Origin of the sequence: Hymenobacter guriensis (assembly GCF_015773195.1) — a bacterium.
In the GTDB taxonomy this organism is placed as follows: domain Bacteria; phylum Bacteroidota; class Bacteroidia; order Cytophagales; family Hymenobacteraceae; genus Hymenobacter; species Hymenobacter guriensis.
In genome coordinates this window covers 461,863-477,654 of the sequence record NZ_JADWYK010000003.1, presented here as the reverse complement: position 1 = coordinate 477,654, position 15,792 = coordinate 461,863, and the positions used below count along the sequence as shown (strand labels likewise).

Below are 15,792 nucleotides of genomic sequence, written 5' to 3'. Positions count from 1 at the left end.
AGCAACTCCCCCTTCCGGTTGAAGCGGGCTGCAAAGGTAACAACACCTTCTCCCCTTTTGCAAGCCTGACACAAAAATAAATTTTGTGTTATTCCTACTTATCCAGTCAGCGCGTTTCGCTTCGGGAGGACAAAGGTACGAAACCTCTATCCGCTTTTGCAACCCTGCTGGCAAACTTTTTTCTCTTCCGGAGTTACATCCCATGAATACCAGAAACCAGCCCTATATAGGACTATTCCTGCGTTTGCTCGGAGTACTGCCCAACCGCGTCCCGGTTTGGGAGTGCAAAAGTGAGACTTCCTGCCCGCTTTTCCAAACCTGGCTTCAGTATTCCTTAAGTTAAATGGGTATTTAGCATCCAACGCATATTGCACGACCATGCTAAGCAGCTCTTTTCCAGAAGCAACTGCTGGTTAAGTCAACGTGCATTCTCCTTTAAAAAAAATGGGGCTGTCTGTAATTTGAATAGATGGGGGCGCTCCTCTTCATATTGCTGAATAGCTTGGCCAAGCTCAGCAAGAAAGGGAAGTCCGATGCTTTCGTATTCGTAGGCGCCATCATTAAGGATATCATCTTGGTTTACATAGAGTACAGCACTAAGTAAAAATTCTGTTTGCTGAGTTACATTGGTGATATAGGCGACATCGGCCAAGTAACCGTGGGACATACCTACTATATTATAGATGCGCAAATCAGGTTGCGCTGGTCGGTCAGATTGACGGCCATATATTAAGTACTTCTTGTAGGCATCGAAGTAGCGTGGACTCTTATATAATGAGAAACCCGAACCATGGGGCGTGCTACGCAGGTAATAGCGCAGGAAGGCGTAATCATCGGGAGTAAGCTGTAGGCGGGCGGCAGGTGGTGCTTCCTCAGGAAAAAGAACGGTCTGCAGCATATCGTGAACATTCTGCAGAGGCAGGTAATTGGCCGTAGTGAAGTCGTAGGGCTGTTGGATAAGCTTGCCACTGGCGTAGTACCCTTTGCCTTTGCGAACCTTCCCCAGTGGAAAAGTGAATGGCTGGGAGTTGAAAGCGGCGGGCTGCTGATATATGACCGTGCCTGAGCGGGCATCTAGGAACGTAATGGGGTTGGTGTGACGGTTGGCAGCAGTATCGCAAGGAGCAAAGCGCCGGGTGATACGGGCCTCGGGGTAGCCCAGTGCTGCTAGTCGCGCGTTTAGGGGGCGCTGCCCCAGGAACTCGTAGAGGCGGTTGTAGGCCACATTGTCGCTGACGAGCAGCATGCGCTTGATGTAGTTGCCGACGGTATTCACCCGGTCGGAGTCGGCGGCGGGAACGTATGGCGCAGCCGTCTGACAGCGGTAAGCGGTTCCGGTAGCCATGGGCGTACGGCGCGTGAGACCCGGCTTATTGAGCTGGTTGAGCTTCTCAAGAGCCAGCACAGCAACCGGCAGCTTCACCAGACTGGCCGGATTGAAGTACTGACGGGCGTTGAGGCGGTAGTTGTGCTGCACAAAGTGCGGCTTGCCCTGCGCATCCCGATTGATCTGGGTATAAATAATCTGGAGTTCGTAGTGCTCAGCCCGCTCAGCAATCGGCCACAGGCGTGGGTTGCTGCGAAGCAGGCTGTCCAGCAGTGGACTATCGGTAAGAGCTGCTGGCAATGAAGTTACAGTAAGGCAGGTCCTCTTCTTTGCCCCATCTACCAGCGCCCAGCCCAGCATCAGCCATAGCCCGCAACTCAGCCAAACTATGCGCAAGGTTGTCATCCTAAATCAACAGTAATTGATGCCTGGTTTTACGTTAGCTTCCTGCCTTTGGCCACTTTTGAAATGAACCCTGCGTTAAGTATTCATTTTGCTGAACCTACTTACCCTCGGCTTATAGATGCCCAGACCGATGAGTGAGCTTGCTAAATAAGGCAGTTAGTTCAACCACATCAACTCACAAGCCCCCTTATATACATATAGCGGATCCAGGAACGATGAGACGCAAGTAGGCGTCTTTACACCGTTCCTGAATTCGCTATAACATGACGAAGAGCCGGCTACTGCTCAAGACGCTACTTTTCTCCTTACTTATGCATAATTAAGCTACTATGTAACGACGGGACCAGAACTAATTTATGGATATTTATTCTAATGGCAATACCGTATACTCACTGCGCTTTTTTACGAATTCCGGGCTATTCACCTGCTTGGAAAAATTTTTAAAGTTCTTCACCAATTTTATTTTCTGAGGCAGGCCCCACATTTTGGTATAGTACGTCTTGCCAATACCTAACTCCTTCTGTGGCACTGAAGGGCATGATGCTTTATCTTCTATAGCTCTCATAATAGATTTGACATACAGATCATGCGCATGATTCATCACCTTGACATGAACTTCGCTTAATGTTTCATTGCCGGTGAAATTAACAAAGTCGGTAGCAATGATACTTCCGGTATCTATCCCTTCATCAATCCACATAGTGGTGTTACCAATAAGATGTGGCTCATTGTTAGCAATACACCAATTCGTGCAGTTCGGCCCTCCTTTGACGTATGGTGAAAGACCGGTATGCAAATTCACAACACCAATAGAAGCTTTAATATCAAACATGTGTTTCTTTACCAGGCGGGTTCCTGACACTACAATAATATCAGGCTTATGACTACGGGTAAATTCCAAGCATTCTTCGCTATTGATATTCTCAACTTCTAGTACGGCGCAATCAGGAAGATTAGGGTATTTATTTTTATATGCAGCCTGCATACTGTTCCATGACTCACTGATTTCTTGCAAAAATATTCTTTGATAAATTTTCTCGTAAAGCTTGGAGGCCGTCATTTTCTCCGTTGACTTACGCTTTTCGACTACAATAGCCTTAACCTGATATGCTTCATTGATTTTATTGGCAAGAGCAACCTGGTTGCCTTGCCCATTAATCCAGAGTACAATGTTTTTCATGAGCTTATCTTAACATTTTAGTAAGGCTTTTTACCAACTCCAGGCTGCCATTAATACGACTAAGGGTTTTCAGCCAGCTTTCATTATATAGTTCAGTCCTTGGAATAGCAAATATATCATCCTTGTTCGTATCATAAAACTTCTGATGAACTGCCAAACCCAGCTTATAACCAGCTTTTTTGCTTAACTCGATTGTTTCCTGTGTATAACTACCAATAGGGTAGCTGATGGTAAGTGGAAATTCACCTACCGCCTTTTGAATTTTACCAGCAGATACCTCAAGCTCATTTTCTACTATCGTGCGATCTGCGATAGTACCCAACATAGGATGCGTATGGGAATGCGAACCAATTACGAAGCCAGCAGCTTGTAACTGCCGGATATCATCCCAATTCATCATAAGCTGTGGAATTTCTACATCATTGAAACTCCCCTCAATAACAGAGAGTATTTCCTCACGCTGCACATGAGTTAATTTCTTCAGAAATGGCTTCAGCTTCTTTACGTAGCTTACGCGCTCTGCTTTATTGGCCCACTTAGACACCCACATACCCCGCGGCAGCGCGGCGTGTTCCAGGTTTATCGTAAGCTTGTTGGTATGTTGAAATAAGTATTCCAACACATAAGTCCAGGTAGGATAATTATTGTCGATAGATGATGTTACTACATAGAAAGAAGCCGGGCAGCTATATTTTGTCAGTATAGGTGCTGCATATTCGATATTATCTTTATATCCGTCATCAAATGATATAGTTGCAATGGGCTTCTTACCTTTTTGCCCATAGCCATTCACAACTACATCTTCGATAGTGCGAACAGAATATTTATCTGTTATATATTTAATTGTTTTATCGAACAACGCTACGTCCATGGGGTCCCACAGCGAGTCACGTACCGGATTTACCCGGTGAAAGAGAAAATTTTTGATTTTCATTACCAAAAAATACACAAAATTTAAACCAAAACCTTCTGGATGCTTGCCCAACGAAATTTTCAGCTATCAGCCTACAATACCTTGTACATAGGGCCAGAAGATTTGCCAAGCAATATTCCCGCCAAAGCCCCTTAGTCTTTGCATATACCCCATAACCGACAAGTGGTGGCCTGAGACAGCTCAGGCCACCACTTGTTGCGATTATACTAGCTTAGTAACGGTACAGATCCGACTTGAACGGGCCCTGTACATCTACCCCAATGTAGCTGGCCTGCTTGGGCTTCAGTTCGTCCAGCTCCACGCCAATCTTGGCGAGGTGCAGGCGGGCTACCTTCTCATCAAGGTGCTTGGGCAGCGTGTACACTTTGTTTTCGTAAGCGGCGGCGTTTTGCCACAGCTCCAGCTGCGCCAGCGTCTGGTTGGTGAAGGAGTTCGACATTACGAACGAGGGGTGGCCGGTAGCGCAGCCCAGGTTCACGAGGCGACCTTCGGCGAGGATAATCACCTCTTTGCCGTCGATGGTATACAGGTCTACCTGCGGCTTCACGGTGTCCTTGGTATGGCCATAGTTTTTATTGAGCCACGCCATATCAATTTCATCGTCGAAGTGACCGATGTTGCAGACAATGGCTTTGTCCTTGAGGGCACGGAAGTGCTGCTCGGTGATGATGTCACAGTTGCCGGTGGCAGTTACCACGATATCAGCCTCCTTGATGGCGTTTTCCATCTTCTTGACCGCGTAGCCGTCCATAGCAGCCTGCAGGGCGCAGATGGGGTCAATTTCCGTGACGATAACGCGGGCACCGGCGCCGCGCAGCGAAGCAGCCGTACCTTTTCCTACGTCGCCGTAGCCGGCTACCACGGCAATTTTGCCGGCCATCATCACGTCGGTAGCCCGGCGGATGGCATCCACCGCTGACTCTTTGCAGCCGTATTTATTATCAAACTTCGATTTGGTAACCGAGTCGTTGATATTGAAGGCAGGCATGGGCAGCGTACCGGCTTTCACGCGGTCCATCAGGCGCAGCACGCCCGTAGTGGTTTCTTCCGAGATGCCTTTGATGCCAGCAGCCAGCTCCGGATACTCATTCAGCACCATGTTGGTCAGGTCGCCACCATCGTCCAGAATCATATTCAGGGGCTGACGCTCCTCACCAAACCACAGCGTCTGCTCAATGCACCAGTTGAACTCTTCCTCACTCATGCCTTTCCAGGCATACACCGGAATGCCGGCGGCGGCAATAGCAGCGGCGGCGTGGTCCTGGGTGGAGAAGATATTGCAGGACGACCAAGTAACCTCAGCGCCCAGCTCTTTGAGCGTTTCGATGAGCACCGCCGTCTGGATGGTCATGTGCAGGCAACCGGCGATGCGGGCTCCGGCCAACGGCTTGCTGGCGCCGTACTCCGTGCGCAGGGCCATCAGACCTGGCATTTCAGCTTCGGCCAAACGAATTTCCTTGCGGCCCCACTCGGCCAGTGACATGTCTTTTACTTTGTACGGAACGTAAGCCGTGGTCTTGGTATCCACCATGATGCAGAAAGAATTTGCGAATCAACAGCAAAGGTAGCCAATTTGTTAGGGAGTCAAACCTTTTAACGGCGGCTGATGTGGCCAAAATATTGTTTCTTTGCTTTGTCTGGTAATCTATTGGCGTGGCATTATACTAAACGGTAAATAATGAGCGTTAAGTAGCTATACTTTATAAGTTCGTTCAACCTGCTTTACTGCCAGAATTGTATTTGCAGATTAAGTGCAATTGATAATCAAATAAGTTTAATTATATATAATTAATTTTGTATAGCACTGAGTGAACGTTCGTTAGGGCAGCTCTGTTGGCCCCGCAACAAAGATTTTTAAGCCGTTAGAATGCACATAGTAACGCGCTTATTCTTAAATTTGTACTATGCACACCACGACCAAAAACACCTTGCGCTTTCTCACAGTTTTCCTGCTTGTATTGGTAGTCTCGGCTTCCGGCCTGCGGGCCCAGTCGACCACCATTCAGCTGAGCCCCGAAGATCAGGAACGCAGCTACAATGGTTCACAGAAGAATTTCTTTTTTCAGCCCGAAGGTGAAAAAGACTATCTGAATGCCGGCTTCTTTGGGCAGCATCTGCGCCCCTACGTGGCCGGTAACGCCCAGGCCCTGGAGCACCTGAATGACTACCGTCGGCAGAAGTGGATGCACCTGGGTGAGCGGGCGGTTTTTCTGGGGGCGCTGGGCTTCTACAGCCAACAGGTGCTGGCCCGGGACGAGCGGCAGTACTTCAACAGTGCGCAGAAGGGTGCTCTGGGCGTGGCAGCCGTGAGCCTGCTGGCCAACGTTCTTATCAACCGCAACACCAACTGGCATTTCCGCCGGGCGGTGGAGGCGCAGAATGCTGCTATGCCGGCCGCCCGTGCCGGGGCCTGGCAGCGCATGCAGCCCACCAACGTAGGCGTGGCAACTTTCAGCGGAAAACCCCAGCTGCTGCTAACTTGGTCGCTCCGCTAACGTAACTTGCGGCTGGGTTTTCCGTCTTAACGGGAAGCCTGGTCTGGCGCCCACCCCAGCCGGGTGGGCTTTTTCTTTGCCTGTGGATATTCAACCCGATTTTGCGGGCCTTTCGGACGCGGCCCGCACCTACATTGCGCAGCACCTGCACGATGACCCGGCCAAGCTGGCCCTGCAGGCCCGGCGCCACCCGAGCCTACCCGTGCCGGAGCTGGTACGCCAGATTCAGGCCCGTCAGAAAGCCCGCACTAAATTGCCTGCCTGGGCCGATGACACCAAGCTGATCTTCCCCGCTGCCTTATCGGTAGAACAGGCTTCTTCCGACCGCACGGCAGCGTTCAAGGCCTCGTTGGTGAGCGGTGCGCGGCTGGCGGACCTGACGGGCGGCTTTGGAGTGGATGCCAGTCATTTTGCCCGGCAGGTAGCCGACGTGCACTACGTGGAGCGCAATGCTTCATTGGCGACCGTGGTAGAATATAACCTGCGTCAGCTGCAAATCGGGAACGTGCACGTGCACGCCGCCGACGCTGTGAGCTTCCTGAGAAATACCGAACTCGCCTTCGACTGGCTGTACCTCGACCCGGCCCGGCGTGACACGGCCGCGCGCAAGATTTACCGGCTGCAGGACTGTGAGCCCGACGTAGTGAAGCTGCTGCCTCTGCTGCTACACAAAAGCGAGCGGGTGCTGCTGAAAACTTCGCCCATGCTCGATATTGAGCTGGCGGTGCAAGAGCTGGGCCACGTGCGGCGACTGTGGGTGGTGGCTGTAGACAACGAATGCAAGGAAGTACTGTACGAGTTGGGTCAGGAAGCAGCTATTGACCCGGAGCGGCTGACAGTAAACCTGCGGCGTGACGGTACGCAACAGGAATTCCGCCTGAACCGGGCCCGTGAAGCCCGCGCTATTCCGCGCTATGCCGAGCCGCAGCAGTACCTCTATGAGCCCAACAGCGCTATTCTCAAAGCCGGTGGTTTCCGCAGTATCGGCACGGCTTTCGAGCTGCTGAAGCTGCATCAGCACAGCCACCTGTATACCTCCGATACATTGCGTTCTGAGTTTCCAGGACGCATTTTCCGCATCCGGGCCGTGGAGAAATACGATGGCGTGGCGCTGAAAGCCCACCTCGGCCCCGAGGCCCGCGCCCACGTCACGACCCGCAACTTCCCCGATTCGGTGGCTGATTTCCGCTACCGTACCGGCATCCGCGAAGGCGGGGACCTATACCTGTTCGCCACGACTAATCTGGAAGGCCGGCTGATGGTGCTGGTATGTGAGAAGCTGTGAAATAGTGCGACTGACGGTCTGATCGGACTTCTTGCGCAGACCGCACCAGCGGCACGTCAAACTCACCCTTTCACTGCTTCACTACTTCGCCGGGCTCGTCCAGGGGCTGCCGCGCAGGCGAAAACGCCAGGGAAGGGCGGCATCATCCCCGGCGTAGTCGATGCCAACGCGGGGCGATGCTATAACCTGGTCGGCAGGCACCGGCTCGTTACGGTCCTCCAGCCAGATTTCGGGGCCGGTGAGTGGCGTGCCGTAGCTCCTGGTGCTGATGCCCAGGGCCTGAGTGAGTAAACCGGGGCCACCGGTGAGGTTACGCTGCACCTGCGTGAGGCCCCGGCGAAGCTGCATTTCCGCTATGCCGTGCGTCGGTTCCAGCCCCCTAATCAGAACGGCATCGGCCTTACCAGCTTCGTTGGTGATGACGTTGACCAACGTGTAGCGGCCGTAAATCAGGTAGGCATACGTCACGCCCCCGGCCTCGTACATGATGCGCGTGCGCGCCGTGAACCGCCCCAGGTGCGAGTGGCAGGCCTGGTCGCCGATGTGCGCGTAGGCTTCCGTTTCCACAATGCGCCCACCCGTAAGCTGTCCGTCGAAACAGGTGAACAAGTATTTACCGAGCATATCCCGGGCCAGGGCTACCACGTCGGGCTGCTGATAATATGATAAAGGCAGAATCATGCCTTGGTATACGCATAGCCAGCACTTGGGCTGCTATCATTCGGGAAGGACGCGTATCTTTGCCCCGTAACGGTGGCCGGACTCCAATTGCGGAGCGAGGCTGAAAAGGGAATCCGGTTCAATTCCGGAGCTGTCCCCGCAACTGTACGCTTCATGAGTTTGGCGCGCCTCTGCTGCCACTGTTTCGATAACCGCTACTTACTGCGGCCAGAGAAATGGGAAGGCGGCGCGCCGGAAGCAAGCCAGGAGACCTGCCGCTACAGTACCCTGTTCAGCGCCCGCGGAGGACGGACGGAGAATGAATGCAGTGGCCGCTTCGGTGGCCGGTTTCCCTGTTTTCGGCCTCGGCTTTGGAGGTTTGCAGCTCTGGCTGCCAACTGCCGGAGTTTTGAACTGAATTTTCCTATGGAAATTTAGTTCGGATGGATTGTGCGCGTAGCAGCTGGACCATTGGTCTTGGTCTGGTTGAAAAATATCGGTTGACATTTCTAATGCTGGGCCTACTCGGGCCCGCTCAGGCGGCGCTGGCACAGCAGGCAGCTTTCATCGATTCGGTGCGGGTGTTACCAGCGGTGCGGGTGGAGGTGGAGCGGCCCCGCCGCTTTGCCGTAGGCACCCGCGTCCTCACCCTGGATTCGGCTGCGCTGGCTTCCTATCGTACCGCCACCCTGGCCGATGCGCTGGCGGCCCGTACCCCACTGTATCTAAAGAATTACGGCCCCGGTCAGCTCAGCTCCATTACCATGCGGGGCACCTCAGCCCAGCATACGGCCGTGCTCTGGAATGGCTTCAACGTGATGCTGCCCACGCTGGGCCAGAACGACTTTGCGCTGCTGCCGGTGAGTGGGGCTACGCAGGTGGAAGTGCAGCCCGGCCCGGCCAGCGCCCTCTACGGCTCCGGCGCCATTGGCGGCACCGTGCTGCTGTCGTCGCCGGTGCGGTGGGCGCAGGGGCTGCGGGGCGCGGCGCAGGCCGATGCAGGCAGCTTTGGTTTGCGGGCGGGCAGTGTGGAAGCCGGGTTCAGCAACACGCGCCTGGCGTTGCGCACCAGCGCCACGTACCGCACCGCTACCAACGATTTTCCCTACGATGAGCCTGGTGGCGCCCGCCTGCGCCAAACCAACGCGGCCTTCTGGCAAGGCAGCCTGGCTCAGGATATTGCCTGGCGCGTGGGCAAAGCCGGACAAATACAGGCCGCCGCGTGGCTCACCAAGGCCGACCGCCACATTCAGCCCGCCATTGGCACCCAGAACGATAACGCCCGCCAGCTCGACCAAAACAGCCGCCTGCTGCTGGGCTACGAGCACACCACGGCCCGCCACGAGTCGAGCGTGCGGGTGGCGTGGTTTGAGGATATTCTGAACTACCGCACCAACACGTTTCAAAGTAACTCCCGGGTGCAAACTACCCAGGCCCAGGTTAGCCACACGGTGCGCTTCAGTCAGGCCACCAGCTTGCGCGTGGGAGCCGAAGCCCAGCATTTTGCCGTGCGCATGACGGATTATGGCGGCTTTGTGAGTGAAAACCGCTTTGCCGGCTTTGCCTTGCTCCGCTACGACCCCACGGCCCGTTTGCGCTTGTCGGCCACGCTGCGGCAGGCGGTGCTGCCGGGGCGCCGGCCGCCCTTCACGCCGGTACTGGGCGCAGAGTGGCAGGCGCTGGCTACCGCCCAACACGAATTGCTGCTGAAAGCCAGCGCGGCCCGTGGCTACCGCGCCCCCACCCTCAATGAGCGGTACTACCAGCCCGGCGGCGACCCAAACCTGCAGCCCGAAACCAGCCAGGGCTACGAGACAGGCCTTACGCACAACTGGCATGGCCCGGCGCATCCCGCGCTGAAGCTCCAGACGGAGCTGACAGGTTATCAGCAGTGGATTGATAACTGGGTGATGTGGTGGCCGAAGCCGGGCCAGAGCTTTGTGAGCCCACGCAACCTGCGGCAAGTGCGTACCCAGGGACTGGAAGCATCTTCGGGCCTGCGGTGGCACAATAAAGTAAGCTCCATGCAGGCGCGGGCTGCCTATGCCTATACCCGGGCCTTCAAAACCCGCGACGCGGTAGAAAGCGTCGTGCCAACGCGGCGGCAGTTGGTGTACGTGCCGCTCCATAGCGCTGCCCTGAGCCTGGATGGGACCCACCGCGCTTGGCAGGCCGGGAGCACGCTCACGTTCACGGGCTACCGCTATACGGAAGATGCCGGCACCAACTTCCTGCCTTCCTACCTCCTGCTCGATGCCTACGTGGGCTATACGTGGCGGCAGAAAGCCCCGGCCGGCGCGGCGCTTACGCTGCTAGCCCAGGGCCGCAACCTCACCAATCAGTCCTACCAGAGCTACCTCTACCGGGCTCAGCCCCTGCGCTCCGCGCAACTGAGTTTGCGCGTGGCGTGGCGCTAGGGTTACTCTTTATCTGTCACTCATCTTTCATTTTTCTTTTTCACCATGCATTTGCCCTCTTTCCTACAACGCTGCGCCTCTGCCCTAGCCTTCGGTAGCCTGCTGCTTTTCACGGCTTGCGACCCTGACAACGAACCCGACCCCGTATCCGAAGGTCGTTTTACCAACGTGTACGTGGTGAACGAAGGCGCCTACGGCACGCCCAACGGCAGCGTGAGTTTGTACGACAAAGTCAGTGGCAAAATAACCTCGCTCAACGTGTTCAAGGCCGCCAACGGCCGCGAGATGCTGGCCGATGTGGCGCAGTCGATGACAATTGCGGGCGACCGGGGCTACATCGTGGCCAACAACAACAGTAAGATTGTAGTCGTCTCCCTGCCCGATTTCAAGAGCGTAGACACCATCAAATCCACACTTTCCCAGCCCCGCTACCTCGTGGCCGCTTCCACCGACAAAGCCTACGTGAGCGAGTGGATTCAGGTGCCGTACCCTTCGGCGGTAGCGGGCCGCGTGGCGGTGGTTGATCTGAAAACGAATAAGGTAACCAAAACCGTGGCTGTGGGCCGGCTCCCGGAAGAAATGCTGCTCGTGAACGGCCACTTGTTCGTGACCAACTCCGGCGATAATACGGTTACCGTCATCAATACCAGCACCGACGCCGTGGAAACCACCCTGACGGTGGGCGCCAACCCCGCCAGTCTGGTGCAGGGCTCCGATGGCCGCGTGTGGGTACTGAGTAATGGCGATACGGACTATACTACCCCGGCCAACTCCACAAAAGGCAGCGTGAGTGACTTTGCGCCCACGGCTCCTTATACGGTGCGCCGCCGCGACCTGAACTTTACGGCGGGCTACGGCAGCCGCATCCGGCGCAATGCCAAGGGCACTGTATTCTACCTGAAAACTGCCGAAGGAGTGTTCCGCATGGCCCCCACCGATGCCAGTCTGCCTGTTACTCCATTCCTCAAGCGCAATTTCTACGGCCTCGATGTGGACCCGGACAGTGACGTTATCTATACCGGTGTGGCGCTTTCCTATAACGGCCCGGGCCGCATGGTCACGTACCAGACGGGCGGCCTTCCGCTCGACTCGGCCGAGGTAGGTATTCTGCCCAACGGCTTTGCTTTCTATTAACAAATACCTCCTGTACCAACACAGCAACGGCTGCCCGAACTCTTCGGGCAGCCGTTGCTGCTTTAAAAACGAGTGACAAGAAGCTTAATCGGCAATACCGTCGTTGTTGCGGTCTTTGGTTTCGCCGGCCTGCTCGTACAGGTCGCGGCCGGTAGGCCGGCGGGCCGTATCAGCCTGCATGCCGGCCGCGGCCGAGTCGCTGTTGTTGGGGGAAAGCGCGGCTGGGTCCGTGTCCTTGTGGGCATCGCGCTCCACGTTGGTTTCACCGGCATCGTTCCCGGTGTTGCAGGCCGCCAGGGCAGCCGTGAAAGTGAAAGCAAAAAGGGCCGAGCGAAAAAAACGGGCAGCAGTCATGGCAGATAACGAGGCTTGGAGTGGAAAAAGGAAGAGAGCAGCAGGCTGCTGCCCAATCCTACGGGCGGCAGCCTGCGAGGTTGGTTTCAAGGGCCGGATTTGAGCCTGCTCCATCCTAACCTTCTCCGACCGGGCACGTAACAGAGCGCAGTCGAATCCGGTATATTTGCTGGCATGGCTGTTCGTCGTTCCGCTTCTCTTCGCTCTTCTCCGATCTTACGCCGTACGGGCATTGTAGCTGGCATCAGTCTGCTGCTGGCTCTGTTACTTATCAGCTATCTGTACGGATTTTCCAACGAGTTCTTCGCCAGATTATTCGGCGCTTTTTTCGTACTTTTCTGCCTACTAGCCGTCACCTTTCTTGGTGTGGTGCCCTTTGTGAGCTGGGCTGCTACGCACTGGTTTGGGCCCGGCTGGGAGGACTCCGCTCTGAACACCACCCCACCCCGGAAAAAGGCCTCTCCTGCTGTTTCCGGGAAACCATTGCGACAACGCGTGCGGTCCAATCCTTAACCTCTCATTTCAGTAACCATCGTGAAAACAACCCGCTTGCACATCAAGAATATGGTTTGCCCACGTTGCGTGTCGGCAGTTCGCAATCTGCTCGAACAGGCTGGCTACCGGCCGGCGCAGGTAACGCTGGGTGAAGCCGTGCTGGCCAAAGACACCCCTGCCGACCCCAAAGACGTGGCTCCCCTGCTGCGCGAAGCTGGCTTCGACGTGCTGATGGACCGGGCCGAACAGCTTACCGAACAAATTAAAGGTGCTCTGAGCGACTACCTGGAGCACCTGCGCACGGCGCGCATGCCGCTGACCACCTCCGCTTTCCTCTCCGACCGTTTTGCGGCCACATACTCGCACCTAAGCAAAGTGTTTTCGCGCACGGCCAACCTCACCATCGAGAAGTATTTGATTCGCATGAAGATTGAGCGCGTGAAAGAGCTGCTCAGCTACGGCGAAATGACCCTGGGCGAAATTGCCGACCTGATGCGCTACAGCAGTGGTCAGCACCTAAGCAACCAGTTCCGCCAGGTGACCGGCCGCTCCGTAAGCGAGTTCCGCCGCGACCTGATGCCCCGCCGCATAGCCATGGATCAGCTGGCATAATTTCTACGCATTCCCACGAGGGCCGGAAAAGCAGCGCGAAACTCCCGCTGCTTTTCCGGCCCTTTTGTGTGTACTCTCAGTTGGCCTGGTCAAAGCTGTGTGACGCTACGGGAAGGAAGTGACCAAGCGTACTTGGTCCAGGCGGAACCGGGAAGCAGTTGGGGCGGTTAGAGGCGCGGCGGCGCCGTATCTTTGCAGCTCGCCGATCTGCTGCCCGTGTCCGTTCCTTCGCCCCGCATTCTGCTCATCACCCCGCCGCTCACGCAGCTGAACACGCCCTATCCGGCCACGGCCTACCTGAAGGGCTTTCTGGGCGGGCGCGGCTACCACGTGTCGCAGGCCGACCTGGGACTGGAGCTGGTTTTGAAGATTTTCTCACCGGAAGGCTTGGGGCGGGTATTCGATGCCATTGAAGCCGGCAGATTTCCGCTCAGCGACAATGCCCGACGTATGATACGGCTCCGGCAAAGCTACCAAAGCACCATTGGCCCGGTGATGCGGTTTCTGCAGAACAAGGACAATACCCTGGCCCCGCGCATCTGCCACTCGCGCTTTCTGCCTGAGGCCGGCCGCTTCGACAACGTGGCCGATCTGGAAAACGCTTTCGGCACGATGGGCCTCACCGACCAGGCCCGCCACCTGGCCACGCTCTACCTCGAAGATCTGGCCGATCTGCTCAAGGAAACGGTGGGGCCGCAGTTCGGTTTTTCGCGCTACGCCGAGAAGCTAGGTTTATCGGCTACCTCGTTTGATGAACTTCATGCCGCCCTGCAGACTCCCCCCAACCTGCTTGATGAAATGCTGCTGGAGCTACTGGACGGGCTGCTGGCCCGCACCCAGCCCGACGTGGTGGGCTTTACGGTACCTTTTCCCGGCAACCTCTACGGGGCGCTTCGGCTGGCCGGCCGCATCAAAGAAATCAGCCCAAGTACCTACACCTGCATGGGCGGCGGCTATCCTAACACCGAGCTGCGCACCATCCGGGAGCCTCGCTTCTTCGACTACATCGATTTCCTGACGCTGGATGATGGGGAAGGCCCCTGGCTGCGGCTGCTGGAGCATGTTTCTGGTTGCTTGTTGCTGGTTTCTAGTTCGGACGAATTATCCGCTGGCATTCAACCAGACGTGCATCAACCAGAAACCAGCAACGAGCAACCAGAAACTTACCTGCTCCAGCGCACCTTCCTCCGCAACGCTGCCGGAGAAGTGGAGTATATCAACCAGCCCTTTGCCGATGTACCGCACGCGGAAGTAGGCACTCCCGATTACTCAGATTTGCCCCTTACGGAGTATCTGTCGGTGATTGAGGTGCTGAATCCTATGCACCGGCTCTGGAGCGACGGACGTTGGAACAAGCTTACCGTGGCCCACGGCTGCTACTGGAAGCGCTGCTCCTTCTGCGACGTCACGCTCGACTACATTGCCCGCTACGAAACCGCGCCCAGCACCTTACTGGTAGACCGCATCGAGCAGATTGTGCGCCAAACCGGGCAGACGGGTTTTCATTTCGTGGATGAGGCCGCCCCACCCCTGGCTTTGCGCGACCTAGCCATCGAGCTGCTGCGGCGGCAGGTACGGATTACGTGGTGGGGCAACATCCGCTTCGAAAAAACCTTCACCCCTGATTTGTGCCGACTGCTGGCCGCCTCGGGCTGCATTGCCGTGAGCGGAGGGCTGGAAGTGGCGTCCGATAGGCTGCTGGCTTTGATGGAAAAAGGCGTGACCATTGCCCAGGTAGCCCGCGTCACGGACGGCTTCACCCAGGCCGGCATTATGGTACACGCCTACCTGATGTACGGCTTCCCCACCGAAACAACCCAGGAAACGGTGGATTCGCTGGAAGTGGTGCGGCAGTTGTTTGCGGCGGGCATTGTGCAGAGCGGCTACTGGCACCGCTTCGCCATGACGGCGCACTCGCCCGTAGGCCGCAACCCGGCCAAGTATCAGGTGCAGCAGATTGGCCCCGAGCCCGGCCCCTTCGCCTGGAACGACCTCTGGCACGACGACCCCACCGGCGCCGACCACGAGTTGTTTGGTCCGGGCCTGGCTAAGGCGCTTTACAACTACCTGCACGGCGTGGCCCTGCAAGAGCCGCTGGGTTTCTGGTTTGACTTCAAAGTACCCAAAACCACGGTGCCGCGCCAGCTGATAGCCCAGGCCCTGCAGGAACCCGCAAAACCCGACGTCGCCCGCCCCAACAACCGCCTGTTCTGGCTGGGCAATGCCCCCGAGCTACGCCAGGAATCCGGCCCGAAAGCGGCCCGCGCCATTCTCACCTTCTACGAGCAGGCCGAGGACTTCGAGATAGCCGTACCCGCCGCTGTAGGCGCGTGGCTGCACCAGCTGCTCACCCGCCTCACCACCGACTACGACACCAAGGTTACGCTAAAAGACGCGGCCGGTTCCTACCCCACCAATGCCCAGCCCTGGGAGCAGTTTCTGCAGAGCTCAGCCTGGCGGCAGCTGCGGGAAAAAGGCCTGCTGGTACTATAGG

At 56.3% G+C, this 15,792-nt stretch carries 12 protein-coding genes and 1 riboswitch; of the genes, 6 read left to right on the top strand and 6 right to left on the bottom strand.

Features of this window, described 5'->3' with window-relative positions:
• Positions 1–418: 418 nt before the first annotated feature.
• The 4 genes from I5L79_RS07960 to ahcY form a co-directional block, all read right to left on the bottom strand.
• A complete protein-coding gene (locus I5L79_RS07960; protein ID WP_196954486.1) occupies positions 419–1,732 on the bottom strand; it encodes a serine hydrolase in 1,314 nt (437 codons plus the stop codon).
• A 364-nt stretch (positions 1,733–2,096) separates the two neighbouring features.
• Positions 2,097–2,912 carry a formyltransferase family protein gene (locus tag I5L79_RS07955; protein ID WP_196954485.1) on the bottom strand — a complete coding sequence of 272 codons (816 nt, stop codon included), beginning with the start codon at positions 2,910–2,912 and terminating at the stop codon, positions 2,097–2,099.
• Between the two features lie 4 nt (positions 2,913–2,916).
• On the bottom strand, positions 2,917–3,846 hold the full coding sequence (locus tag I5L79_RS07950; protein ID WP_196954484.1) for a polysaccharide deacetylase family protein: 930 nt from the start codon (positions 3,844–3,846) through the stop codon (positions 2,917–2,919).
• Positions 3,847–4,057: 211 nt separating this feature from the next.
• The gene (gene ahcY / locus I5L79_RS07945) at positions 4,058–5,377 is read right to left on the bottom strand and encodes an adenosylhomocysteinase (RefSeq protein ID WP_196954483.1); all 1,320 of its coding nucleotides are present in this window, start codon (positions 5,375–5,377) and stop codon (positions 4,058–4,060) included.
• Between the two features lie 373 nt (positions 5,378–5,750).
• On the opposite strand from ahcY, the gene I5L79_RS07940 reads away from it, so the two are divergent.
• Positions 5,751–6,341: a hypothetical protein gene (locus I5L79_RS07940; protein ID WP_196954482.1), complete on the top strand. Its 591-nt coding sequence runs from the start codon at positions 5,751–5,753 to the stop codon at positions 6,339–6,341.
• A gap of 82 nt (positions 6,342–6,423) precedes the next feature.
• Positions 6,424–7,626 (top strand): class I SAM-dependent methyltransferase, encoded by a 1,203-nt coding sequence (locus I5L79_RS07935; protein ID WP_317191367.1) that lies wholly within the window; start codon positions 6,424–6,426, stop codon positions 7,624–7,626.
• 81 nt (positions 7,627–7,707) lie between these two features.
• Here the strand turns inward: I5L79_RS07935 and I5L79_RS07930 are convergent, their stop codons facing one another.
• Positions 7,708–8,307 (bottom strand): DNA-3-methyladenine glycosylase, encoded by a 600-nt coding sequence (locus tag I5L79_RS07930; protein ID WP_196954481.1) that lies wholly within the window; start codon positions 8,305–8,307, stop codon positions 7,708–7,710.
• A 53-nt stretch (positions 8,308–8,360) separates the two neighbouring features.
• A riboswitch (cobalamin riboswitch) is annotated at positions 8,361–8,580 on the top strand.
• 218 nt (positions 8,581–8,798) lie between these two features.
• Here I5L79_RS07930 and I5L79_RS07925 point away from each other — a divergent pair.
• Together I5L79_RS07925 and I5L79_RS07920 are read left to right on the top strand one after the other, a co-directional pair.
• Complete coding sequence (locus I5L79_RS07925; protein WP_196954480.1) at positions 8,799–10,703, top strand: TonB-dependent receptor; 1,905 nt, start codon at positions 8,799–8,801, stop codon at positions 10,701–10,703.
• Between the two features lie 45 nt (positions 10,704–10,748).
• Positions 10,749–11,837, top strand: a complete 1,089-nt coding sequence (locus I5L79_RS07920) for a DUF5074 domain-containing protein (protein ID WP_196954479.1) — start codon at positions 10,749–10,751, stop codon at positions 11,835–11,837.
• Positions 11,838–11,921: 84 nt separating this feature from the next.
• Here I5L79_RS07920 and I5L79_RS07915 read toward each other — a convergent pair whose 3' ends face one another.
• Positions 11,922–12,191: a hypothetical protein gene (locus I5L79_RS07915; RefSeq protein ID WP_196954478.1), complete on the bottom strand. Its 270-nt coding sequence runs from the start codon at positions 12,189–12,191 to the stop codon at positions 11,922–11,924.
• Positions 12,192–12,725: 534 nt separating this feature from the next.
• On the opposite strand from I5L79_RS07915, the gene I5L79_RS23630 reads away from it, so the two are divergent.
• Together I5L79_RS23630 and I5L79_RS07905 are read left to right on the top strand one after the other, a co-directional pair.
• A complete protein-coding gene (locus I5L79_RS23630; RefSeq protein WP_196954477.1) occupies positions 12,726–13,298 on the top strand; it encodes an AraC family transcriptional regulator in 573 nt (190 codons plus the stop codon).
• A gap of 216 nt (positions 13,299–13,514) precedes the next feature.
• Entirely contained in the window at positions 13,515–15,791 is a 2,277-nt protein-coding gene (locus tag I5L79_RS07905; RefSeq protein ID WP_196954476.1) for a B12-binding domain-containing radical SAM protein, read from the top strand.
• The last annotated feature ends 1 nt before the right edge of the window (position 15,792 follow it).